Source organism: Caulobacter sp. DWR3-1-2 (assembly GCF_049896225.1).
Classification (GTDB): Bacteria; Pseudomonadota; Alphaproteobacteria; order Caulobacterales; family Caulobacteraceae; genus Caulobacter.
On the sequence record NZ_JAFCTW010000006.1, the window covers coordinates 96964 to 120579 of the forward strand.

Sequence of the window (23616 nt, forward strand, 5' to 3'; positions counted from 1 at the left end):
GTCTCGTGGGTTTCACCTGGGCCCCGGCCTTCGCCGGGGAGACGGTGTGGGGAAGGCTTGTGCGATGACGCAACCGCCTCCCCTCGGCGTCTATGTTCACTGGCCCTATTGCGCCCGCATCTGCCCCTATTGCGACTTCAACGTGGTGCGCGACCGGGGCCGGACTGGCGAGCAAGCGGCCTTGGTCGACGCCATCGTCGCCGACCTGATCGCCCAGCGCGCCCTGACCGGGCCTCGTCAGCTGCTGTCGATCTTCTTCGGCGGCGGCACGCCGTCGCTGATGGACCCCGCCCATGTCGCCCGGGTGATCGATACGGCCAAGGTGCTTTGGAGCCCGGCCGAGGACCTGGAGATCAGCCTCGAGGCCAATCCCACCGACGCCGAAGCGGATCGTTTCGACGCGTTGGCGGCGGCCGGCGTGGCGCGGCTGTCGCTGGGCGTCCAGGCGCTGGACGACGCGGCCCTGTCCCTGCTGGGCCGCAACCACGACGCCGGCTCGGCCCGCCGGGCGCTCGCCGTGGCGGCCAAGGCCTTTCCGCGCTTGTCGGCCGACCTGATCTACGCCCGGCCCGGCCAGACGGCGGCGGCCTGGACGGCGGAACTGAGCGAACTGCTGGCCCATGGCCCCGAGCACGTCTCGCCCTATCAGCTGACAATCGAGCAGGGCACCGCCTTCGACCGGGCCATCGGCCGCGGCCGGATGGTCGTGCCCGACCAGGACTTGGCCGCGTCGCTGTTCGAGACCACGCAAATCGTGCTCGAGGCCGCCGGCTTTGACGCCTACGAGGTTTCAAACCACGCCCAAGGTCCGGCCGCCCGCTCACGCCACAACCTGGTCTATTGGCAGGGCCACGACTATGTCGGCGCCGGCCCTGGCGCCCACGGCCGGCTGTCGCTGGACGGCGGAAAGCTGGCCACCACGGCCCATCGCAAGGTCGCCGACTACATCCGCGCCGTGGCGCAAACCGGAGTCGGCTTCGAGCGTGAAGTCCTGACCCCGCTCGAAGCCGCCGAGGAGCGCCTCGTGCTGGGCCTGCGCATAGACGACGGCGTGGCCTTCGCCGAGATCGCCGCGCTTGCCCTGTCGCCAGACACGCCGAAGGTGAAATCCCTGGTCGAGGACGGCCTGTTGGCCGACGATTCGATTCGCCTGCGCGCCACCCGGCCCGGACGTCTCGTTCTGGACCGGCTGACAGGAACGCTCGCGACCTGATATCCCTGCGAAACGCGCCGAGTTGTGGGCGTCCTTCGTGTCGGAAAGTTTGCCCTTGCGTCGCCAGCTTGCCCCGCCCGCCCTGTCCGACGCGCCGCTCGCCCCAGGCCTGTATCTGGTGGCCACGCCGATTGGCAATCTGCGGGACATCACCCTGCGGGCGCTGGACGTGCTCAACGCCTGCGACGTGCTGCTGGCCGAGGACACCCGCGTTTCAGGCAAGCTGCTGGCCGCCTATTCGATCTCCAAACGTCTGCAGCGTTATGACGAACATGTCGCTGACCGCGAGACGCCGAGGATCCTGGAGCGGTTGGAGGCGGGCGAGCGGGTGGCCCTGGTGTCAGACGCCGGGACCCCGATGGTCTCTGATCCCGGCTACCGCCTGGCCCAGGCGGCGATCGAGGCCGGCCACGCGGTGTTTCCGATTCCCGGCGCCTCGGCGGCCCTCGCCGCCCTGACCCTGGCTGGCCTACCCACCGACCGCTTCCTGTTCGCGGGCTTTCCGCCGCCCAAGAGCGCGGCGCGCAAGACCTTCTTCGCCGAGCTGGCCAATGTCCGCGCCACCTTGATCTTCTACGAAGGCGCATCGAGGGTGGCCGACAGCCTGGCCGACATGGCCGCCGTGTTCGGACCCCGCCAGGGCGCCGTGGCCCGCGAACTGACCAAGCTCTACGAGACCTGCATCCGCGGCCCGCTCGACGTGCTGGCCGCCGACCCCCGCTTTACGGCCCCCAAGGGCGAGATCGTCATTCTGGTGGGTCCTGGCCAAGAGGCGCCGGTCCGCGAGGGCGACGCCGAGGCGGCCCTGCGCGAGGCGATGGCCCGCCTGCCGCTGGGCGAGGCCGCTTCCGAGGTGGCCAAGGCCCTGGGCCTGCCGCGCCGCGACCTCTACCGCCAGGCGCTGGCCCTGAAGGACGAAGCCTCGTGACGGCTGTCCGCCCCCTCCGCCCTGAAAGAAAGGCAAGGGGAGCCGCCGCTCGCCTGTCGGGCCGCCGCGCCGAGGTGGTGGCGGCGCTATGGTTGCTCGCCAAGGGCTACCGCATCCTCGGCTTCCGCCTGGCCACGCCCCTGGGCGAGATCGACCTGTTGGCGCAACGGGGAAGCGTCCTGGCCGTTGTTGAAGTCAAGCGCAGAACCAGCCTGGAGACAGCCTTGGAAGCGGTGACCCATGAGCAGCAGGCGCGGCTGCGGCGGGCCGGCGCCCACATCGCCGCCAGCCGCTCGGGTTTGCGCGACGCTACGGTGCGGCTCGATCTGATCGCCCTGGCCCCCGGCCGCCGGCCGCGTCACGTACCCGACGCCTGGCCCAACAGCTGGAACCCCGCATCGTGACCCGCGAGGAAGCCGAGGCCCTGCTGACCGACGCCGGCAATCGTCCGGACAAGGCTTTTCCGCTGCTGGAGGCAGCCCTGGCCTGCGCCGTGCATGATGATCCCGATCGCGACCCGGCGCCGGTGCTCGACCTGGCCCGCCATTCGGTCGATCGCTTGACCGAGCGTCTGAAGCTGGAATCCGCCGAGGAAGCCCTGGCCGAGACCATGGCCGGGGATTTGCGGCTGTCGGGCGACCTGATCACCTACGACCATTCCGACAACGCCGACATCATCGCCGTGGCGCAGCGGCGCAAGGGCCTGCCTGTGGCGTTGGGAGTGTTTTACCTGCATGCGGGCCGGTCGTGCGGCCTCGATTTGCACGGCGTCGATTTCCCAGGTCACTTCCTGCTGCGCATCGAGACCGAAGAAGGCCCGCTGGCCCTGGACCCGTTCAGCGAGGGCCGGGTAGTGCTGCCGTCGGAACTGTCGCGCCGGGCCTTGCGAACTGGCCTGATGCCCGACGTCGCCGCCAAGCTGGACGTGCTGATGAGCCCGATCTCCGACCGCGCCGTGTTGATCCGCCTACAGAACAATATCTTTGCCCGCGCCCAGCAATCGCGCGACTGGGCGCGGGCCGAGCGCTCGGCCCTGCGCCGGGCCCTGCTCGACCCCACCGACCACCATCCCTGGCTCGACGTCGCCGCCGCCCGCGAAGGGCAAGGGGCGCTGGCGGGAGCGTTGCAGGCCTTGTCGCGCGCCCAGGTCCTGGACGGCGGCGCGGCCATAGCCGCCCGGGCGGCGCGCGAGCGGATGCGGCTGCGGCTGAACTAGCGCATTGTTCGACCGAAGTGGTTCCGGTTCGCGTGAAGAAAAATGCGTTAAAACAGAAGATTAGAGCTCACGGCCTGACGCAGTCAGGTCGGGAAATGCTCTAACGCCGCAGGGCCGCCAGGGTCTCGTCCCGCAGAGCCGCATCGTTCTTGGACGAAACGACCGGATGGGCGGCGGTCCCTGGCTGTCGGCCGGAATGGCGTGCAGATGCATGTCTATGATGGCTTGGGCTCGCACCTCGCTCCCGAGGACGAACGCGGCGGCGAGGCCGACGTACAAGGCGAGGCTGCGCACGGATCCATCTCCGCGGGTGAAGCTTGTTTTAATCCATCAGACATGGAGCGCGCTGTCGAGCCGGTTTGATCGCGACAAGGCGAACATTCCTCGCATTACCGTCTTGGTCATCCTAACTAAGGCGTTCGTCACGCGAGGCCTGCGCCGTCGCGTCCGCATCTGATCCGGAGCCCCCATGTCGCTGAGAGTCGCCGTCCAGATGGATCCCGTCCAGGGGATCAATATCGAGAACGACACCACCTTCCTGATGATGTGGGAAGCTCAGGCGCGGGGCCACGGGCTGTGGGTCTACACCCCCGACAAGCTGTCGATGGAAGACGGCCGGGTGTTCGCCCGCGCTCAGTCGCTGGTGTTGACCAAGACGCAGGGATCGCATGCCCAACTCGGTGATGTCGAAATCCTCGACATGAAGGACGATGTCGACGTGGTGCTGATGCGCCAGGATCCGCCGTTCGACATGGCCTATATCACCGCCACGCACTTCCTCGAAAAGGTCCACCCCCACACCCTGGTGGTCAACAACCCGGCCGAGGTGCGTAACGCACCCGAGAAGCTGTTCGTCACCGACTTTCCGGGCGTCCAGCCGCCGACCCTGATCACGTCGGACCACGAGGCGATCTACGACTTTCGCGCCCGGCATGGCGACATCGTGCTCAAGCCCCTCTACGGCGGCGGCGGCTCGGGCGTGGCGCGGTTGCTGGCCGACGATCCCAATCTCGACGCCCTGCTGGAACTGCACGCCATGATCAGCCGCGAGCAGGTCATCGCCCAGAAGTTCGTGCCGGCGGTCAGCAAGGGCGACAAGCGCATTCTGCTGGTCGATGGCGAGCCGGTGGGCGCGGTCAATCGCGTGCCGGCTGCGGGCCAGGTGCGGTCGAACCTGCGCGTGGGCGGCCGGGCCGAGGCGGTGGGGCTGACGCCGCGCGACCTGGAGCTCTGCGCGATCATCGCGCCGGAACTGAAGCGGCGCGGGCTGCTCTTTGTCGGCATCGACGTGATCGGCGAATTCCTGACCGAGATCAACGTCACGTCTCCCACCGGCGCCCAGCAGCTCAAGCGGTTCGGCGGCGCCGACGCGGCGGCGGTGCTCTGGGATCGTATCGAAGTGATCCGCTCCAGCGCCGACTGAAGAACGTCGTCTAGACGACTGAATCGTCACAACTTCTTCGCACTTTCCTGAAACGTTCGTTTTTTGTTCTTGCTCCGCTCTAGCAGCCATGTTTGGCTTGTGGATAAGATTGAGTGGGCGAGGGGCGAGAAACCAATGGCGGCCAAAGTCGTCACGGTGGCTTTCGAGGGCGTCGAGGCGCGCCGCGTCGATGTCGAGGTGCAGCTGACCGGCGGCCAGCAGATCATGGTCATTGTCGGCTTGGGCGACAAGGCGGTGGCCGAGAGTCGCGAACGCGTGCGCGGCGCCTTCGCGGGGTTGGGCTTGGCCTTGCCGGGCAAGCGGATCGTCGTCAATCTGGCGCCCGCCGACATGCCCAAGGAGGGGTCGCATTACGACCTTCCCATCGCGCTCGCGGTGATGGCGGCCATGGGCGTGATCCCGATCGACGCGCTGGACGGCTGGGCGGCGATGGGTGAACTGTCCTTGGACGGACGGATCGCAGCCACGGCCGGCGCCCTGCCCGCCGCGATGGCGGCCGGGGCCATGGACCTTGGCCTGATCTGCCCGGAGGCTTGCGGACCAGAGGCCGCCTGGGCGGGTGGCACGCGGATCCTGGCGCCCCGCTCGCTGGTGGCGCTGATCAACCACTTCCGGGGCGGCCAGATCCTGTCAGCTCCCTTGCCTGGCCCGGTCGAGGAAGGGGCGGGCTTTCGCGACCTGCGCGACGTCAAGGGCCAGGAGCACGCCAAGCGGGCCTTGGAGATCGCGGCGGCCGGCGGTCACAACCTGCTGTTCTGCGGCCCGCCGGGCTCTGGCAAGTCCATGCTCGCCCAACGTCTGCCCGGCCTCTTGCCGCCCCTGACCTCGGTCGAGCTGCTGGAGACCTCGATGGTCCATTCGGTGGCCGGACTGATCGCCAAGGGCACGCTGACCCGGGCGCGGCCATACCGCTCGCCGCACCACAGCGCCAGCATGGCGGCCCTGACCGGCGGCGGGCTGAAGGCCAAGCCCGGCGAGGTGTCGCTGGCCCATAATGGCGTGCTGTTCCTGGATGAGCTGCCGGAGTTCGGCACCCAGGCCCTGGACAGCCTGCGGGGGCCGCTGGAGACCGGCGAGGTGATGGTGGCCCGCGCCAACGCCCATGTCCGATATCCGGCCCGGGTGCAGCTGGTGGCGGCGATGAACCCCTGCCGCTGTGGCCATGGCGGGGCGGGGCGGGGCGGGGCGCCTGCGGCAAGGCCCCGCGCTGCATTCGCGACTACCAGGGCCGGGTCAGCGGGCCGCTTATGGACCGTATCGACCTGGCCGTCGACATGCCGGCTGTCACCGCCGCCGACTTGGCTCTGCCGCCCCCCAGCGAGGGCACGGCGGAGGTCGCCGCCCGCGTCGCCCAGGCCCGCCGCCTGCAGCTGGAACGGGCCGAGGCGATGGCCCTGACGGGAGAGGCCGCGCCGGTCGGGGCCGAGGCCCTCAACGGCCGTGCCGAGGGTCGCTTCTTGGATAAGATCGCCGACCTCGACGAGACCGGCCGCGCCCTGCTCACCCGCGCCGCCGAGGCGCGACAGATCAGCGCCCGAGGCTGGACCCGGGTCCTTCGCCTGGCCCGAACGATCGCCGACCTGGAAGGCGCGCCCAGCGTCCGCCGTGTCCACATCGCCGAGGCGCTGGCCCACAGGCGGGCCAGCGCGATGGGCGGGATGAGCGGCGAGGGGGCGTTTTGAGCGTGAGCGCTCGGACCCGTTGCTGGCGTCTCTTGCGACAGGTGCGTCGCCGGTTTCGCACGGACGCCCTGCCGGCACGCCGTCTGACGGTTTACCCCCTCACCCTCCCACCGCTGCGCGGCGGGCCCCTCCCTCTCCCAGCGGGAGAGGGTTCAAGAAAGGGGGATCGGCGCTGCTGCATCCCCATATATTCCCACTAGAAACTATAGTAATATTAACGCTCTATGAAATAATCAGCGTCACAAACCCTGGCGCGTCCAAAACCACCCCCATAATGGTCCTCACCTGAGAGCACGGGGAGGGCGCACGTACGGCGACCGAGGCGGCTTTCAGGGGTGGACGAGCGGGAAGGCTTGTCCGCCGTGCTCTGACAAGGAGCGCCCCAGGTCGGTTCGGAGCAGGTTCACCCCCGTGGTGACGAAACTCCGGCGCTCGGGGTAGGCGGACAGGCCGACAGGTGCGGGCTGAAATCGCCCGCATGGTCCGGAAGGGTTAGCCGCCCTGCCGCCCGCCGGGGGCCCACTTCGGAAGCGGGTTAAGACCCCGCGCTCCGATGGCTCCCGTCTGAAGGCCACGCGAAGCGCTCGTCTTCGTCGAAACGGTACATCTACTGCAAAACCTCCGGGCGGAGCCCGGGCGCTTCGCACCCTCCCCAATCTCTTCAGCGGGTCAGCCGCGTGAAGCGGCGGAGCCGCGTCTCCGGCCGCCCGTCTTGAACCGCCCGTTAAGTCGTCTCTGCTAGGTTCCACCCATGAGCAACCGCCCTTCCTCCACCGGGGTCACGCCCGAACAGCTGGCTACCCTGAGCCACGAGTTTCGCACCCCGCTCAACGGCGTGCTGGGCATGGCCCGCCTGTTGGAGGGCACCCGCCTGACCGCCGAGCAGCGGACCTACGTGGCGGCCTTGCGCGAGAGCGGCGACCACCTGCTGTCGCTCGTCAATGACGTGCTGGACTTCGCTCGCCTGGGGGCCACGGCGATCGACCTGCAGGCCGCGCCGGTCGAGGTCGAGAACCTGCTGCGCCAGGTCGCCGAGCTGCTGAGCCCTCGGGCCCACGAGAAATCCATCGAGATCGCCTGGGCCTGCGCGCCGGGCCTGACCACCATCCTGGCCGACGAGGGCCGACTGCGGCAGGTGCTGCTGAACTATGCCGGCAACGCCATCAAGTTCACCGAGGCCGGCGGGGTGCTGCTCAGCGCCGATCACGTGGCCAACGGTCGCGTGCGCTTCTCGGTGCGCGACACCGGGCCGGGCGTGGCGCCGGATGCCCGCGCCGCGATCTTCGAGGCCTTCGTCCAAACCGATCCCTCCCACCGCGCCCAGCTGGGCGGGGCCGGCCTGGGCCTGGCCATCGTCGCCCGCCTAGCCGCGGCCATGGACGGCGAGGCCGGCGTAGGGGGCGAGGTGGGACAGGGGGCCGACTTCTGGTTCGAAGCCTCGTTCGAAGCCGTCGCCAACGCCGCTGTCGACCTGCCGCTCGCCGGCCGCTGCGTGGCCATCGCCTCGCCCAACGCCATGATCCGCGAGGCGGCCATTCGCCAGATCCGCGCCAGCGGCGGTCAAGCGCTCTCCGGCGAGACGGTCGCTGCTGCCCTGAAGGGCGCGCCGGCCGACGCCGTGCTGCTGCTCGACGCCGTGCTGGCCAAAGCACAAGGGGCAAGTCCTCGCGGAGCATTCAAGCCGCCGGCGGGCCGGGCCTCGATCGTGCTGCTGACGCCCGACCAACGCGACCGCATCGCCAAGCTCAAGGCCGCCGGCTTCAGCGGCTACCTGATCAAGCCGCTGCGCCGCGCCTCGCTGATCGCCCAGGTGCTGGAAGCCCGTGTTCCTCAGATCAAGGGGACCGCCAGCCATCCCGCCGTGGTCGAGACCGCCCCCGCCAAGGTCCCGGACGACGACCGCATCGCCCCGGCCATCGCCACGGGGGTCCGGGTGCTGCTGGCCGAGGACAATCCGATCAACGCCCTGCTGGCCCGCGCCCTTTTGGAACGCGAGGGCTGCAAGGTCGACCGCATCGCCAGCGGCGACGAGGCCGTCTCGGCCCTGTCGCGCGGCTTCTACGACCTGATCCTGATGGACCTGCGCATGCCGGGCCTGAACGGCCTGGAGGCGACCCGGGCCCTGCGCGAGCGCGGCGTCACCACCCCGATCGTCGCCCTGACCGCCGACGCCTTCGACGAGGACCGCCGCGCCTGTCTGGCGGCCGGCATGAACGACTTTCTCGCCAAGCCCCTGACGCCCTCGGCCCTGCGCGGGGTGCTCACGAACTGGGCCCACCTTGGACAGAGCGGGCTCGGCTGGACGAAAGCCGCGACACGCGCCAAGCTCGCCGGCTAAGGCGGGACCAAGGCTCCCGGCGGTTCAAAGGGGGCTTGGATGGCGACGCAGAAGGCTGAAACCCAGGGCGAGACGCCGCAAGCCCAGACCGCCCAGGCCCTTCTGACCTCGTTCCACGGCCGTGTCGGCCGCCTGCAGCTCTGGCTGGTTCAGGTGGCGGCCGGCGCCATCTTCGGCCTGTTCTGGGCGCTGGTGAACCTCAAGCCGCCTGTCGATCCGACGGCCCCGCCGCCGCCCCGTCCGCCGGGTTCGGAAATCCTCGACGCCCTGCCCTGGCTGATCGCGCTCGGCTTGATCTGGCCGCTTCTGGCCATCGGTGTGAAGCGCTGCCACGATCGCGGCAAGAGCGGGTGGTGGATGCTGGCCGCCCTCGTGCCCGTGCTGGGCTGGCTGTGGCTGCTCTATGATCTGGGCATCGTGAAAGGCCAGGACGACGCCAACCGCTTCGGCCCCCCGGCTTCGGCTCAGGGCGAAGGCACGCGGGACATTCGTAGCACCACGGTGATGTTCTTCCTCGGTTTCGCCGCCGGCCTGCCCGCCCTACTGGTGTTCGATACCCTGTCGATCTGGCTGCGCGACATCGGGCTAAAGCTGGAGGTCATCGCCTTCTTCAGCTTAGCCACTCTGTTCACCGCCCTGAAGTTCCTCTGGGCTCCGATCGTCGACCGCACCGCCGTGCCGTTCCTGACGAAGTGGCTGGGCCACCGTCGGTCATGGATGCTGGTTTCGCAGGCCGTGATCATCGTCGGCTTAACCCTGGTCTCGGGCACCAATCCCGCCACCCACCTGGGCCTGATGGCTCTGTTCGCGGTAATGGTCGGCTTCGCCTCGGCCAACCAGGACATCGTCATCGACGCTTGGCGGATCGAGGTGGCCGAGGACGCCAAGCAAGGCGCCATGGCCGCCGCCTATCAGTGGGGCTATCGCATCGCCATCATCGTGGCCGGCGCCGTGCCGCTGATTCTGGCCGAGGCCTTCACCTGGAGCGTCTCTTACGCGGCAATGGCGGCGCTGATGGGCGTGGGCATGCTGGCCGTGCTGGCCGCGCCGCGCGAAGCCCAGCACGCCGTGCGCGCCATCGACACCGGCGACCTGCCGCCTCGTCCCTTTCTGGAAGCGATCGAGACCGTGGTTCGCGTCTTAGTCCTGCTGCTCGGCGCGCTGATGCTCGGCGTCGGCCTGATCGGCGATCCGGCCCTGGCCTCGACCCTGCTGGGCGTCTTCGGCGCCGACAGCGCGGGCGCCAGCCTGATCGAGGCGTTCAAGTCCGACGCCAAGCCCTGGCTGCAACTGGCCGGCGTGATCGGCGGCTTCGCGGTGATCGCCTTGGCCGCCTGGCCGATCCCGCGCCGACCGACCCGTCCGGGCGTCTATCTGTCTTCGGCCCTCGGTCAGCCGCTGGTCGATTTCTTCAACCGCTACGCCAAGCTGGGCGGACTGATCCTGGCCCTGATCTGCCTCTATCGGGTCTCCGACTTCGTCATCAACATCAACGGGGCCTTCTATGTCGACCTGGGCTTCTCCAAGCTGGAGATCGCCGAGGTCCGCAAGGTGTTCGGGGCGGTGATGTCGATCCTCGGCGTGACGCTGGGCGGCTGGTCGGTGCTGCGCTTTGGCCTGATGCGCTCGCTGATCGCCGGCGCGTTCCTGGGCTCGCTGAGCAACCTGGCCTTCGCCTGGCTGGCCATGGCCGGTCACGACATCTCGGCCCTGATGCTGGCCATCGCCGCCGACAACATCGGCGGCGGCTTCGCCGGCACCTGCCTGATCGCCTACATGTCCAGCCTGACCAGCGCCGGCTTCACCGCCACGCAGTACGCGCTGTTCTCATCGCTGTACGCTCTGCTGGGCAAGCTGCTGGCCAGCCAGTCGGGCCGCATCGTCGAAAGCGTGGCCAAGGCGGCCGATGGCTCGGGCTTCATCGCCGGCCTTAAGACGCTGATGAGCCGCCTGCCGGCCGAGAGCTACGCCAAGGCCATGGCCAAGTCCGGGGTGAGTCCGGCGGCGCTAGGGACCGGCTATTTCGTGTTCTACGTCTACACGACCGTGATCGGCTTCGTGGCCATCGTGCTGGTGTTCTTCGTCGCGGCTCGCCAAGTCGATCCGACCACCGGCGACGCTCAAGCCAATGCCAAGGCTGAAGTCTAGGTCTCGCTCTTCAAACACACCACTTGGGCGACCCGCAGGTCGCGGCGCAGGCCGTCGGCGACGCGGCCGTAGTTTTCGGTGGTGATCTGTTCGCCGAGGGCGAAGCCGGCGGCGCGGCGGCGGCCTTGCAGCATGAGGTCGCGGACGGTCTCCGGGGCCGTCGTATAGATGCGGCCCCGGCGCGGCGACTCGGCCACGGTGACTCCGATCACCCGCCCGGCGCCGTCTAGGGCGGGAGCGCCCGACAGGCCCGACAGGGTGCCCTTCAGATTGTCGGTGCGGCCGACCTCGGCCCAGACCAGCACCGGCTCGGTGCGCGCTCCGCGTCCCCGCACGACCAGGTTTTCACGCCCCAGCAGGCGGGAGGTCACCTCGCCTGGATGCCCTTGAGGGAACCCCGGGTGATAGGCCCGCTCGCCCCGACGCGGCGGCTCGCCCATCCCGCGCATCGGCACGGCGGGGGCGCCGCCCTCGGTGGTCAGGATGGCGGCGTCGCCGGTGGGATCGAGCGTGATCCTGGCGGCCACGCCCCGGCCGTCGGCAACGACGATGGCGGCCTGTTTGCAACCATCCACGACATGGCGGGCGGTGAGCCAGGCGCCGCTGTCATCCACGGAAAAGGCCGTGCCGCTGCCGGGCTGGCCCTTTTCGGGCACCTGGACGACGATCGAGGGATCGAAAGGCGAGGCCGGTCCCAGCGGCAAGCCCTCGCCGCCAGGAACGGGCGGTGGCGGCGAGGGGGCGTCGGAGCGCTCCTGCCGACCGACGGCCACGACCAGCAGGGCGGCGACCACCGCCCCGTAGATCAGCCAGTCCGGAAGCCTTGGGAAATGCAACTGTGAGCCCCCGCGTCTCGGCGCGTCAGCCGGCCACGGCGGCGGCGAGGACCAGGGCGGTGGCCAGCTTGGCGCCGACCAGCAAGGCGGCGGCGGCGACCTCGCCCTCGTTGATCCGCTCCGGCAAGCCCTTGAGCAGCATGTCGGTGATCCGGAAGACCAGCAGTTGGACGAAGATCGTCGTCACGCCCCACAGCACGATCTCCAGCGGCGAGACCGAGGCCCGAAGCGAGGTGGCCAGCGGAATGGCCAGACCGACCATTACCCCGCCCAGCGACAGGGCGGCTGCGGCGTTGCCCTCGCGGATCAGCTTGATCTCCTTGTGCGGGGTCAACAGGGCATAGAGCGCCGTGCCCACCACCAGCATCACCAAAGTGATGGCGGCGTGCATCAGGGTCAGCGGCAGACCGCTGGCGAAGGCCTGGATCTCGGGCGACTGGAGCTGTGGCGGCATGAAGGCGATAAACCCCGAACTTGAGGGACGCATTGCTAGCACGGGTTCGAGGGCCGTGCGTAGGGGGCTCGCTCATCAGGCTTCCGCGCCGGTTTCACCCTCGGTTTCCGCCACGGCTTCGGTCCATTTCATCGGACCCTTGAAGGTCGCCCAGCAGTCCAAGCAGATCCACCAATACTCGGCCCCGTATTCGAAATCCTCGCAGGTCGTGAAGCCGTCATGCAGTACAGGCTCGTCAATCTGTTCGGAGACATCGCGCTCGGCGAAGGTGGCCCAGCAGCCTACGCAATGATCGTGATCCCAACCCTCGCGATAGGTGCGATGCCGCTTCCGCTGGAAGCGGACGCCGACGAGGTATTCCTTGTCGAGTAACTGTTCGGCGCGCCAGTCAGGCTCGGCGGTGGCGTCCAAGGCGATCAGCTCCACGGTGTTTTGAGAGATTAGGCCGCCGCCTCGTCCTCGTCGTCCAGCCGGCCCACCATGGCCTCGACCGACAACTTGCGGAGGGCCGATGCTCGCACCTTTTCGCTCTCGCTCTTCAACTGGCCACAGGCGGCGAGGATGTCGCGGCCCCGGGGCGTGCGGATCGGCGAGGAATAGCCGGCCTTGTTGAGGATCGACCCGAAGGCCTCGATCGCCGCCCAGTCGGAGCAGACATAGTCGGTGCCAGGCCAGGGATTGAACGGGATCAGATTGACCTTGGCCGGAATGCCCTTGATCAGCTTGACCAGGGCACGGGCCTCATCGGGGCTGTCATTGACGCCCTTCAACATCACATATTCGAAGGTCACGCGGCGGGCGTTGCTGATGCCCGGATAGGCGCGGACGCCGGCCATCAGCTGGTCCAGCGGATACTTCTTGTTCAGCGGCACCAGCTCGTCGCGCAGGGCGTCGTTGGTGGCGTGCAGGCTGATGGCCAGCATGGCCTGGGTCTTGTCGCCCAGGGCGTCGAGCTGGGGGACCACGCCCGAGGTCGAGACCGTGATCCGCCGACGCGAGATGGCGATGCCCTCGTTGTCGCTGATGATCTCGATGGCGTCGGCCACCTGGCCCAGATTGTACAGCGGCTCACCCATGCCCATGAACACGATGTTGCTGAGCAGGCGATCGTCCTTGTCCGACGGCCATTCTGCCAGGTCGTCCTTGGCGATCTGCACTTGGGCCACGATCTCGGCGGCGGTCAGGTTGCGCACCAAGGCCTGGGTGCCGGTGTGGCAGAAGCTGCAGTTCAGCGTGCAGCCGACCTGGCTGGAGACACACAGCGCGCCGCTGCGGCCGACCGAAGGGATGTAGACCGTCTCGACTTCAATGCCCGGACCCATGCGGATCAGCCACTTGCGGGTGCCGTCCTTGCTGACCTGACGCTCGACCACCTCGGGACGCGCCACAGTGAACTGTTCGGCCAGTCGGGCGCGGGTTTCCTTGGCGACATCGGTCATGGCCGAAAAATCGGTGACACCGCGATGATGCATCCAGCGAAACAGCTGGGTGGCGCGCATCTTGGCCTTGCCATGCTCGACGGCGCCGCTCTCGATCAAGGCGGCGACCAGCTGCGGCCGGGTCAGGCCCGACAGGTTGATCAACGGCTTTGGGGCGTCGGCTTTGAGAGTGATGCGCGACAGGTCGAGGGTGACGCTCAAGGGGCGGGCCAAAAAAAGGGGATGTGGGGGCAAGAGATTTCAGGATCGAGGGCAGTATATAGCAGAGGTCGCCCGTTTTTCCAAAAGTACGCGACGTCGCGGCCTCTCCGACTTGACGGGTGGCGGCGCCAGGCCTCCGGTGCGGCTCCACGATCCGAAGACTGGGGAGGCTTGCGATGAAGACCAACGCCTGGCTGGTCCAGCAGAACAAGGGCCAGTCCTGCGGCAGGTGATTTGCGCGGCCCGCGACGGCGATTCACCATCGTCGTTTGCAGGCTGTTCACCGTCCGGGGCGCATCATGACGCCCTCGAAGGGGAATTTCGCCTTGTTCAAGTCCATCTGGAACCGGCTGGCGTGGCGTTTCGCGGCGGCCCGCGCGGACGAGCGCGGCGCGATCGCCGTGCAGTTCGCCCTGCTGTTGCTGCCGATCGCCATCCTGACCTTCGGCCTTATCGACATCAGCCGGGCCAGCCTGCAGAAGCGCCAACTGCAGGACGCCCTGGACGCCGCCACCCTGATGGCCGCGCGTTCGACGGCCACCACGGACGATGGGCTCGACTCCATTGGCGACTCCGCCCTGGCCACGGAAATGGCCGGTCTTGGCGTCACCCTCACCGCCGCCAGCTCGACCTTTGCTTCGGGCGCCGGCAACACCGTGGTCGGCACGGTCAGCGCCACGATCAAGCCGATCATCTCCAACCTCTGGAGCAGCGGCGATTCCACCGTCGCCGCCACCTCCACCGTCATGCGCTCGGTCAACAAGCTGGAGGTCGCGCTGGTGCTCGACAACACCGGCTCGATGGCCAGCAATCTGGGATCGGGCGGCACCAAGATCAACGCCTTGATCAACGCTTCCAAGTCGCTGGTCGACGTGCTGGGCGCGGCCGCGGCCCGCGCCACCGAGACCGACGCGGTGAAGATCTCGGTCGTTCCCTTCTCGATGACGGTGAATGTCGGCTCCAACTTCGAAGGCCAGGGCTGGCTGCGCGGCGCGCTGCCGTCGCAATATGGCGACGACCTGTTCAATGACGGCGCGCGCCTGGATCGGTTCGCCCTGTTGACCGGCATGGGCCTGACCTGGAGCGGCTGCGTTGAAAGCCGGCCCGACCCTTATGACACCAATGACGAGGCGCCCTACGCGGCCAAGCCCGGGTCTTACTTCGTACCGTTCTTCGCGCCGGACGAGCCGGACACCTCGTACCAAATCTACCAGGACATGGGGAACACCAAGACCAAGAACTACACGGCCGCGCCCGCCAACGACTATGCCAAGGACTACCTGACCAGTCCCAACCCGTTCAAGTCGGAGTCCGACTTTCTGCGCCGCCAGGGGCTGATGACCAAATACACCGCGGCCAACCTGCGGGGCGGCGCCAGCAACGTGAACGGCGGACCCAATGCCGGTTGCGGGATCACCAGCGTCATGCGTCTCACCAATGTGCGCACGGCCTCGGGTGTCTCCACGCTCAAGGCCAAGCTCGACAAGATGATCGCCTCGGGCAACACCAATGTCGCCATGGGCGCGGCGTGGGGCTGGCATTCGGTGTCGCCCAACGCCCCCTTCGCCGACGGGAAGCCCTATGGCACGAAGAACACCACCAAGGTCTTGGTGCTGCTCACCGATGGCGACAACGTCATGAGCGAAAGCAACAACGTCAACAACTCGACCTACAGCGGCTACGGCTATGCCGGGCAGAAGCGGCTGAAGGACAAGAACGGCAACGCGCTCGACCAGAATTCCAGCGCTAGCGATCGCATGAACGCCATCGACAGCCGGCAGATCAAGGTCTGCACAGCGGCCAAGCTCAAGGGCGTCCAGATTTACGCCATCGGAGTGGGCGTATCGAGCCACTCTCGAGGCATCCTGCAGAGCTGCGCGACCAAGACCGACATGTATTACGACGTCACTGACGCGGCCCAGTTGACCTCGGTGTTCAACACCATCGCAGGCTCGATCCAGAACCTGCGGATCACCAAATAGCAAAGCCCCGGAGCGTCGCTCCGGGGCTTTCATTTTGGCTTTTGCGCCGCCTCGCCGTTGGCTCGTCCGGAGACTGATGGACGTCCCGGTTCGCGCCTGCCGGTCAGGCCAGCTTGATTTCTCGCAGACGCTGCTGAAGGAAGGCGTCGGCGGTGATCGGCTCGGGATAACGGTCGGGGTTTTCCGCCGTCACGCAGCTGGGCAGGGTCTGGATCAGATAGTCCGACGCGAAATGCAGGAAAAACGGCGTCGAATAGCGCGCCACGCCGCGACGTTCCGGCGGCGGATTGACCACGCGGTGGATAGTCGAGGGCAGGACGTGGTTGGTCAGGCGTTCCAGCATGTCGCCGATATTGCAGACTACGCAGCCAGGCGGCGGGTTGATCGGCAGCCAGTCGCCGTTGCGGTCCTGAAGCTCCAACCCGCCCTCCTCGGCGCCCATCAGCAGGGTGATGGTGTTGATATCGCCATGCGCCCCCGCCCGCACCCCGGTGGCGTCCTTGGCGATCGGCGGATAGTGCAGCAGGCGCAGCACGCTGTTGCCGTCCTTGACCGTGGGGTCGAAGAAGTCGCGGCCCAGATTCAGATAGGTGGCGATGGCCTTCAGCACCCGCGTGCCCAGGCTGTCGAGCGCGCCGTACATCCAGCCGACATTGTGGTGGAAGCCCGTGATCTCGGCTGGCCAGACATTGTCGGCCATGTTGGCGCGGAACGGGTGGCCCGGCGGCAGGTCGCGGCCGACGTGCCAGAATTCCTTCAGATCATAGTGGGTGGCACCCTTGGCCGTTTCGATGCCGAACGGGATATAGCCGCGCGAGCCGCCCGAGGCGCCAGCATATTGCTTCTTGATGTCCACCGGCAGGGCGAAGAAGGCCTTGGCGTCGGCCAAGGCCGCGTCCAGGCGGGCCTGGGCCATGTCGTGATCTGAGATCACGGCGAAGCCGTAGCGCTGGAACGACGCGCCCAGTTCCTGGGCGAACCTGTCGAAGTCCTTCGAATACAGGGTGAACGAGACGGGTTCGATGGCGGATGCGGACACGGGCTGGAGCCTCGGAAATTAGTAAGACGGGACTTACTACACCGCCGAACGCGGTGCGCGAAGGCCCTGTGCAATCCGCGCTGTTCATCGGAGCGTCATGTGCGTTAGTGGAACTTGACCATGGGACAGGCGTTCTGCCTGCCAGGGGATCACACGCCACCGCGTGAGATCAAGGCTGCTCCAGTGATTTCGGAGCGACCCATTAGGGAAAGACCGACCATGATGAACAAGACCGCGCCGTGGATCGCCCTGCTGGGCGTCGCCGCCCTGACCACCGCCTGCACTACCACAGACCCCTATACGGGTATGCCGACGCGCAACAATACCGGCACGGGCGCCTTGGCCGGCGCTGGCATCGGCGCCGCCCTAGGCTACCTCACCAACACCAACAAGGGCGAACAGGGCCGCAAGAACGCGCTGATCGGCGCGGGCATCGGCGCCCTGGCTGGCGGCGCGACCGGCAATTACATGGATCGCCAGCAGGCCGACTTCCGTCGCAGCCTGGAAGGTTCGGGCGTAATGATCCGCCGCAATGGCGACCAGATCGTGCTGGTCATGCCCAGCGACGTCACCTTCGCGGTCGACAGGTCCGAGGTGCAGCCGCAGTTCCTGCGCGTGCTCGACGATGTGGCCCGTACACTGAACGCCTATCCCCAGACCACGATCGACATCGTCGGCCACGCCGACAGCAGCGGTCCGGACGCCTATAACCAGACCCTGTCGGAGCGCCGCGCCAGTTCGGTGGCCAGTTATCTGGTGGGCAGCGGCCGGGTGATCAGCGACCGGGTCTTCGTAGCCGGCCAGGGCGAGCGCCAGCCGGTCGCCTCCAACGACACCCCCGAAGGCCGCGCTCAGAACCGCCGTGTCGAGATCATCCTGCGCCCGCTGACGCAGTAGGTTACTTGGCCGCCTCGCGCTCCGCTCGCTCTTTCAACTCCTCGTCCAGGCCGGCCGTATCCCAAGCCCCGCTGGCGTCGCCGGGGCGCAGGCGCGCCAGGTCGGCGCTGAGCAGCTTGTCCATGGTCTGGGCCGCGTCGCGCGAGGCGAGGATATAGGCCTCATCCTGGCCCCAGACCGGACGCAGATCCTCGAACGACTTGCGATCGTGACGGCGGAATATCGCGCCCGCCCGGTGGGCCCGGTGGGCGCGATAACCCAGCTTCTGCAGGGCCGTCGTGCCCAGCGCGAGGGCGGATTCGAAGGTCTCGCGTTCAACCGCGTCGGCGCCATTGGCCAGCAGGTCATAGGCGTGGCGGCGATCCCAGGCCCGCGCCAGGATCACCAGCTCCGGATAGGCCTTGCGAGCGGTCTCGACCAGTTCGACCGTCTTCTCCCGATCATCCAAGGCGACGATCAGCATCCGGGCCCGCTCGATGCCGGCGGCGCGCAGCAGATCCATCCGCGTGGCGTCGCCATAGTGCACCCGACGGCCGAAGCGGCGCAGCAGGTCGATCTGCCCGATATCGCTGTCCAGCACCGTCGAGCGGAAGCCATTGGCGGTCAGCAAGCGGCCGGTGATCTGCCCGAAACGTCCGAAGCCGGCGATGATGATGTCGGGCTCACTGTCGTCGAAGTCGCCGGTGTCGGGCACGACCTTGGGGATCGACGCCTGGAGCATGGCCGCGATCCGCTCGTAGAGGATCATCGCCACCGGGGTCAGGGCCATGGAAACGGCGACGGCGGCGGTCAGCAGAGCGGCCAGGGTGGCGCCGATGACGCCGGCCCCGACGGTGAAGGTCAGCAGCACGAAGGCGAACTCGCCGCCCTGGGCCAAGGCGGTGGCCACCGCCGCCGCGCCCCTCGCGGGGGCGCCGAACAGCCGCGCCAGACCAAACACCACCAGGAACTTCATCACCATCAGACCGAACACCAGGCCGATCAGGGTCAGGGGTTGGCGCGCCACCAGGCCCAGGTCGATCCCGGCCCCGACGGTGATGAAGAACAGGCCCAGCAGCAGACCCCGGAAGGGTTCGATGTCGCTCTCCAGCTCGCGGCGGAACTCGCTTTCGGCCAGCACGACCCCAGCGAGGAAGGCCCCGAGGGCGGGGGAGAGGCCGACCATCTGCATGATGTTGGCCACGCCCACCACGATCAGCAGGGCCGCAGCGGTGAAGATCTCGCGCAGCCGGGCCTCGGCGATGAAGCGGAAGATCGGTCGCACAAGGAAGCGGCCGCCACCGATCACCGTCCCCACGGCGACCAGCACGGCCAGGCCCTGGGCCCAGCGCGGCAGGTGCTCGACCAGGCTCTCGCCATGACCGCTAGTCGCCGCATGAGCGCTGGGGGCGATGGTCGCCAGGGTCGGCAGCAAGGCGAACATCGGGATCACGGCCAGGTCCTGCAGCAGCAGGATTCCAAAGGCGGCGCGTCCGACCGGCCCCTGTCTGAGGCCCTTCTCGTCGAGGGTCTGAAGCACGATGGCGGTGGACGACATGGCCAGCACCATGCCGACCGCCAGGGCCGTCTGCCAGGGCAGGCCCAGCAGCATCGAGACGCCGGCGATGGCGAGCGAGGTGCCCACGACCTGGGTCCCGCCGAACCCGAAGATCGCCTTGCGCATGTCCCACAGGGTCGAGGGCTGGACTTCCAGCCCGATCAGGAACAGCAGGATGACCACGCCGAATTCGGCGAATTTCATGATGTCGGTCTGCTCGCCAACCAAGGAGAGGGCGAAGGGGCCGATCACCACCCCGGCGATCAGATAGCCCAGCACCGAGCCCAGCCCCAACCGCTTGGCGATCGGCACGGAGATGACGGCGGCGCCGAGATAGACCAGGGCCTGGAGAAGAAACGACATCTGCTATGCCCCCAGTTCGGCGTCGGCGGGGGTGGTGATCAGCGAGGCGATGCGGGCGCGGTAGTTCGCGGCCTCCGCCTTGAGGTCCTCGTCATTCTTCACCGCCGCCCCATGCACCACGAAGGGCGTTTCCCAGACCATGCCGCACAGATAGGCCGTCTGTTCCAGCGGCCGCAGATACTCGTCCAGGGTGAAGCGGTTGTAGCCGTGGGCGTGATAGGCCTTGGCCGCGCCGCCCGTGGTGCAGGCGACGAACATCCGCTTGCCGGCCAGGGCGTTGCCGTCGATCCCGTAGGCGAAGCCGTGCAGCCATACGAGGTCGAGCCACTCCTTCAGCAGGGCCGGAGTCGAGTACCAGTAGAGCGGGAACTGCAGGGCGATGACGTCGTGGGCCAGCAGCTTTTCCTGCTCGGCCTCGATGTCGATCGCGAAGTCGGGATAGGTCTCGTACAGGTCGTGGAAGGTGACCCCGCCCAGCCCCTTGGCCGCCTTGGCCAGGGCGCGGTTGGCGCGAGAGCGTTCAAGCGCCGGATGAGCCAGAGTCAGCAACACGCCCGAGGTGGCGGCTGGCGCGGTCGAAGTGCTAGATTCCGCTGGGTCAATCCAATCCGTCACGCCGAAACTCCACACATCGAAATTGTATTCATCAAGGGTTGAATTTCTCCGGCCGGCGGCTCAGAGCAGTCGGCGAACGTCGCTCCGGGAGGAACCATGGTCGACAAGGTGAAGTCCACAGCCGCCGACGCGCTGGCGGGTGTTTTGTTCGATGGCATGACCATCATGGCCGGGGGCTTTGGCCTCTGTGGCATTCCCGAGAACCTGATCGCGGCGATCCGCGAGACGGGTGTCAAGGACCTCACGGTGGTCTCCAACAATTGCGGCGTCGATGGCTTTGGCCTGGGCATCCTGCTGGAGAACCGCCAGATCAAGAAGATGGTCTCGTCCTATGTGGGTGAGAACAAGTTGTTCGAACAGCTCTACCTCTCTGGTGAGCTGGAACTGGAGTTCAATCCGCAGGGCACCCTGGCCGAACGCATCCGCGCCGGCGGGGCGGGCATCCCCGCCTTCTTCACGCGCACAGGGGTCGGCACCCTGGTCGCCGAGGGCAAGGAAGTGCGCGACTTTGACGGCGAGCTCTATGTGATGGAGCGCGGCCTGGCGGCCGACCTGTCGATCGTCAAGGCCTGGAAGGCCGACGCCGAGGGTAATCTCGTCTACCGAAAGACCGCCCGCAACTTCAATCCGATGATGGCCACGGCCGGCAAGGTCACGATCGTCGAGGTCGAGGAGATCGTGGAGGTCGGCGCGCTGGACAAGGACAATATCCACACGCCCGGCATCTATGTGGATCGCTTGATCAAGGGCGCCAAGTTCGAGAAGCGCATCGAGCGCGTGACCACCCGCCAGAAGGAAACCGTCTGATGGCGTGGACGCGCGACGAAATGGCCGAACGGGCGGCCAAGGAGCTGAAAGACGGCTTCTACGTGAACCTGGGCATCGGCATCCCGACCCTGGTGGCCAACTATATCCCCGAGGGGATGTCGGTGACGCTGCAGAGCGAGAACGGCATGCTCGGCATGGGCCCCTTCCCCTATGAGGGCGAGGAGGACGCCGACCTGATCAACGCCGGCAAGCAGACGATCACCGAGCTGGACAGCAGCTCCTATTTCTCGTCGGCCGACAGCTTCGCGATGATCCGCGGCGGGCACATCGCCCTGTCGATCCTGGGCGGCATGCAGGTGTCGGAAACGGGTGACTTGGCCAACTGGATGGTGCCGGGCAAGATGGTCAAGGGCATGGGCGGGGCCATGGACCTGGTGGCCGGCGTCAAGCGCGTGGTGGTGGTCATGGACCACTGCGAGAAGTCCGGCGCGCCCAAGCTGCTGCACAGCTGTTCGTTGCCGCTGACAGGCGCGGGGGTGGTCGACTTGCTGATCACTGAGCTGGGCGTCTTCGAGATCAATCGCGGCAAGACGCCGGTGCGGCTGATCGAGCTGGCGCCGGGCGTGACCGTGGATGAGGTCAAGGCCAAGACCGAGGCCGCGTTCGATGTCGGGGTTTAAGCTCCTCTCCCTCTGGGGGCGGTGTCGGCGAAGCCGACGGAGGGGGGTGGCTAGGCGTCTGACGCCCCCCACCGGCCTTCGGCCGCCTCCCCCAGAGGGGGAGGAACTAGTTCGGCGCCGGATTCGAGGGCAGCCCGGTCACCGGATCGCGGGCTACGGGCTGGAAACCCTCGGCGACGAAAAGGTCGGTACGGCGTGAGTGCTTCTTGTCCAGACGCACACTGACGATCTGCAAATCCGAGGTGCGCGCGAAGTCCTGCTGGATCTTGGCGCGATAGACGCCGTCCAGGCTGGCGATCAGCGCCCGTTTGCCGAGCTGTGTGGTCATCGGCGCCTCGGCCTCGGCTTGGTTGCGGGGCGCGATCTCGTGGACCCACATTCTCAAGGGCGGCGCTTGCGGCGTGCCAAAATAGTCGCGGCCGTAATAGGCGGCGACGTTGAACAGGAACCGGTCGTCGACGGCCACGGCGGTCAGGCCGCCATGCAGCGCCTGCTCCTCGCGCGAGCGGTCGATGATCGTTCGCACCGTCTGGTCCCAGCCGCGGGCTCGCTTGAAGCTGTTGGCCATGCCCATGGCCTCGGCGGTGCGCGGGTTGATCACCCAGGTCAGGAACAGCGCGGCCAGCACCGCCTGCAGGGCCAGGCCGCCGATCAGCCAGCGGCGGGCCTCCCAGCGCAGCAGCCAGGCGGCGACCAGCACCGAGCCGGCGACATAGGCCGCGCCGGCCCAGTTGGCGTTGGCGCGCGACACGAAGGCCTGGGCGGCGACGGTGACCAGCGGCGGCAGGGCGAAGCATAGCAGCATCAGGTCGGGCGAGGTCAGGCGCTTGCGCCCGGCCAGCAGGATCGCGCCCCCCGCCAACACGCCGAAGGGCACGGGGCCGAACACCGCGAACTGCGACCCGATGAAGCTCAGCATCTCCATCGGATTGAACAGCTTGCCCGACTTCCAGTTGGCGTTGGCGGCCGTGTGCTCCAGCGTCGAGAAGTGGTGGTTGAGGTTCCACACCATGTTCGGCGCGAAGACCAGGAAGAGAGCGGCGAAGAACGCGACCGCCATGGCAGGGGTCCAGGCCCGCCGCGCCGCGCGCGAGATGAACAGGTGCCCGCCCAAGCTGGCCAAGGCGTAGATCGCCGCATACTTGCTGAGGAACGCCATGCCCAGCGCCGCGCCCATGCCGGCCGCCACCCAGATCCGGGTTCGGGGCGAGGCGGCGGGCAGGGCCACGCAAGCCCAGATCATCAGGGACAGGAAAAACAGCAGCGGGGTGTCGGTGGTGATCAAGACCGACGACAGCTGTATGCCGGGCATCAAGGCGAACACCGCCGCCGCCGCCAGGCCGATCCATCGCCCGCCGGGTTGGTCGCCATAGAGCCTCAGGGCGATGCGAGCGATCACCAAGGCCGTGCCCGCGTTGAGCAGCGGCGAGCCGACCCGTAGCCAGGCCTCGCCGTCGCCACCGACGTGCGTCGTGGCCCAGATCAGCCAGGCGATCATCGGCGGCTTGGAAAAATAGCCGAAATCCAGATGGCGCGACCAAAGCCAGTACTGAGCTTCGTCCGGGTACAACTCCAGGGGCGTGGTGAACAGCGCCACGACCCGCAGGATCGTCAGCACGCCCACCAAAACCAGCGTCAGCCGCCAGGCCCGCGCCTCGGCCGTCCGCGCCATTTCATCAAGGGCCACGCTGATTTCTCCCGCATAAGTAAGAAGACACTGACTAGATCTGTTGCAAGCGAGACACCCCGGCCCGGTTTATCCGCCATCGTGTCGTTTCCGTCACCAAACCTTCTAAATAGGTCGTTAAAGAGCCTCTTAACGATTGGTCAGTCGGG

Annotated in this window: 19 protein-coding genes and 1 pseudogene; 12 read left to right on the forward strand and 8 right to left on the reverse strand. The window is 67.6% G+C overall.

Annotated elements, in window-relative coordinates:
- Positions 1-64: 64 nt before the first annotated feature.
- The 8 genes and pseudogenes from hemW (at position 65) to ACP696_RS10850 (ending at position 10969) form a co-directional block, all read left to right on the forward strand.
- Positions 65-1213: a radical SAM family heme chaperone HemW gene (hemW, locus tag ACP696_RS10815; protein WP_426043778.1), complete on the forward strand. Its 1149-nt coding sequence runs from the start codon at positions 65-67 to the stop codon at positions 1211-1213.
- 55 nt (positions 1214-1268) lie between these two features.
- Complete coding sequence (gene rsmI, locus ACP696_RS10820; RefSeq protein WP_426009918.1) at positions 1269-2141, forward strand: 16S rRNA (cytidine(1402)-2'-O)-methyltransferase; 873 nt, start codon at positions 1269-1271, stop codon at positions 2139-2141.
- Complete coding sequence (locus ACP696_RS10825; RefSeq protein ID WP_426009916.1) at positions 2138-2545, forward strand: YraN family protein; 408 nt, start codon at positions 2138-2140, stop codon at positions 2543-2545. The genes rsmI and ACP696_RS10825 overlap by 4 nt, the downstream gene beginning before the upstream one ends.
- Positions 2542-3357, forward strand: a complete 816-nt coding sequence (locus tag ACP696_RS10830; protein WP_426031264.1) for a SirB1 family protein — start codon at positions 2542-2544, stop codon at positions 3355-3357. Before ACP696_RS10825 ends, ACP696_RS10830 begins: the two co-directional genes overlap by 4 nt.
- A gap of 469 nt (positions 3358-3826) precedes the next feature.
- The gene (gshB, locus tag ACP696_RS10835; protein WP_426009912.1) at positions 3827-4780 is read left to right on the forward strand and encodes a glutathione synthase; all 954 of its coding nucleotides are present in this window, start codon (positions 3827-3829) and stop codon (positions 4778-4780) included.
- Positions 4781-4915: 135 nt separating this feature from the next.
- A pseudogene (locus ACP696_RS10840) lies at positions 4916-6483 on the forward strand (YifB family Mg chelatase-like AAA ATPase).
- A gap of 751 nt (positions 6484-7234) precedes the next feature.
- Entirely contained in the window at positions 7235-8821 is a 1587-nt protein-coding gene (locus ACP696_RS10845) for a response regulator (RefSeq protein ID WP_426009909.1), read from the forward strand.
- 39 nt (positions 8822-8860) lie between these two features.
- On the forward strand, positions 8861-10969 hold the full coding sequence (locus ACP696_RS10850; RefSeq protein ID WP_426009907.1) for an AmpG family muropeptide MFS transporter: 2109 nt from the start codon (positions 8861-8863) through the stop codon (positions 10967-10969).
- Here the strand turns inward: ACP696_RS10850 and ACP696_RS10855 are convergent.
- The 4 genes from ACP696_RS10855 to rlmN form a co-directional block, all read right to left on the reverse strand.
- Positions 10966-11805 carry a S1 family peptidase gene (locus tag ACP696_RS10855; RefSeq protein ID WP_426009906.1) on the reverse strand — a complete coding sequence of 280 codons (840 nt, stop codon included), beginning with the start codon at positions 11803-11805 and terminating at the stop codon, positions 10966-10968. The genes ACP696_RS10850 and ACP696_RS10855 overlap by 4 nt on opposite strands.
- Positions 11806-11830: 25 nt before the next feature.
- On the reverse strand, positions 11831-12259 hold the full coding sequence (locus ACP696_RS10860) for a DUF350 domain-containing protein (protein WP_426009904.1): 429 nt from the start codon (positions 12257-12259) through the stop codon (positions 11831-11833).
- Positions 12260-12334: 75 nt separating this feature from the next.
- Entirely contained in the window at positions 12335-12670 is a 336-nt protein-coding gene (locus tag ACP696_RS10865) for a hypothetical protein (protein ID WP_426009903.1), read from the reverse strand.
- 29 nt (positions 12671-12699) lie between these two features.
- A complete protein-coding gene (gene rlmN, locus ACP696_RS10870; RefSeq protein ID WP_426009901.1) occupies positions 12700-13899 on the reverse strand; it encodes a 23S rRNA (adenine(2503)-C(2))-methyltransferase RlmN in 1200 nt (399 codons plus the stop codon).
- 326 nt (positions 13900-14225) lie between these two features.
- Here rlmN and ACP696_RS10875 point away from each other — a divergent pair, with 326 nt between their 5' ends.
- Positions 14226-15881 carry a pilus assembly protein TadG-related protein gene (locus ACP696_RS10875; RefSeq protein WP_426009900.1) on the forward strand — a complete coding sequence of 552 codons (1656 nt, stop codon included), beginning with the start codon at positions 14226-14228 and terminating at the stop codon, positions 15879-15881.
- A gap of 103 nt (positions 15882-15984) precedes the next feature.
- Here ACP696_RS10875 and ACP696_RS10880 read toward each other — a convergent pair whose 3' ends face one another.
- Positions 15985-16920, reverse strand: a complete 936-nt coding sequence (locus ACP696_RS10880) for an isopenicillin N synthase family dioxygenase (protein WP_426009899.1) — start codon at positions 16918-16920, stop codon at positions 15985-15987.
- Between the two features lie 219 nt (positions 16921-17139).
- Here ACP696_RS10880 and ACP696_RS10885 point away from each other — a divergent pair, with 219 nt between their 5' ends.
- Positions 17140-17817 (forward strand): OmpA family protein, encoded by a 678-nt coding sequence (locus tag ACP696_RS10885; protein WP_426009898.1) that lies wholly within the window; start codon positions 17140-17142, stop codon positions 17815-17817.
- Between the two features lies 1 nt (position 17818).
- Here the strand turns inward: ACP696_RS10885 and ACP696_RS10890 are convergent, their stop codons facing one another.
- Both ACP696_RS10890 and ACP696_RS10895 read right to left on the reverse strand, forming a co-directional pair.
- A complete protein-coding gene (locus ACP696_RS10890; RefSeq protein WP_426009896.1) occupies positions 17819-19717 on the reverse strand; it encodes a monovalent cation:proton antiporter-2 (CPA2) family protein in 1899 nt (632 codons plus the stop codon).
- A gap of 3 nt (positions 19718-19720) precedes the next feature.
- Positions 19721-20320 carry an NAD(P)H-dependent oxidoreductase gene (locus ACP696_RS10895; RefSeq protein ID WP_426011265.1) on the reverse strand — a complete coding sequence of 200 codons (600 nt, stop codon included), beginning with the start codon at positions 20318-20320 and terminating at the stop codon, positions 19721-19723.
- Between the two features lie 108 nt (positions 20321-20428).
- On the opposite strand from ACP696_RS10895, the gene ACP696_RS10900 reads away from it, so the two are divergent.
- Positions 20429-21139: a CoA transferase subunit A gene (locus ACP696_RS10900; protein WP_426009894.1), complete on the forward strand. Its 711-nt coding sequence runs from the start codon at positions 20429-20431 to the stop codon at positions 21137-21139.
- Complete coding sequence (locus ACP696_RS10905) at positions 21139-21780, forward strand: 3-oxoacid CoA-transferase subunit B (protein ID WP_426009892.1); 642 nt, start codon at positions 21139-21141, stop codon at positions 21778-21780. Before ACP696_RS10900 ends, ACP696_RS10905 begins: the two co-directional genes overlap by 1 nt.
- Positions 21781-21886: 106 nt before the next feature.
- On the opposite strand, the gene ACP696_RS10910 is transcribed toward ACP696_RS10905, so the two are convergent.
- A complete protein-coding gene (locus ACP696_RS10910; protein ID WP_426009891.1) occupies positions 21887-23467 on the reverse strand; it encodes an ArnT family glycosyltransferase in 1581 nt (526 codons plus the stop codon).
- Between the last annotated feature and the right edge of the window lie 149 nt (positions 23468-23616).

Coding starts and splice junctions, on each gene's coding strand:
- ACP696_RS10885 (WP_426009898.1), top strand. CDS start 17,140: ATGATGAACAAGACCGCGCCGTGGATCGCCCTGCTGGGCGTCGCCGCC.
- ACP696_RS10900 (WP_426009894.1), top strand. CDS start 20,429: ATGGTCGACAAGGTGAAGTCCACAGCCGCCGACGCGCTGGCGGGTGTT.
- gshB (WP_426009912.1), top strand. CDS start 3,827: ATGTCGCTGAGAGTCGCCGTCCAGATGGATCCCGTCCAGGGGATCAAT.
- hemW (WP_426043778.1), top strand. CDS start 65: ATGACGCAACCGCCTCCCCTCGGCGTCTATGTTCACTGGCCCTATTGC.
- ACP696_RS10890 (WP_426009896.1), bottom strand. CDS start 19,717: ATGTCGTTTCTTCTCCAGGCCCTGGTCTATCTCGGCGCCGCCGTCATC.
- ACP696_RS10850 (WP_426009907.1), top strand. CDS start 8,861: ATGGCGACGCAGAAGGCTGAAACCCAGGGCGAGACGCCGCAAGCCCAG.
- ACP696_RS10845 (WP_426009909.1), top strand. CDS start 7,235: ATGAGCAACCGCCCTTCCTCCACCGGGGTCACGCCCGAACAGCTGGCT.
- ACP696_RS10905 (WP_426009892.1), top strand. CDS start 21,139: ATGGCGTGGACGCGCGACGAAATGGCCGAACGGGCGGCCAAGGAGCTG.
- ACP696_RS10860 (WP_426009904.1), bottom strand. CDS start 12,259: ATGCCGCCACAGCTCCAGTCGCCCGAGATCCAGGCCTTCGCCAGCGGT.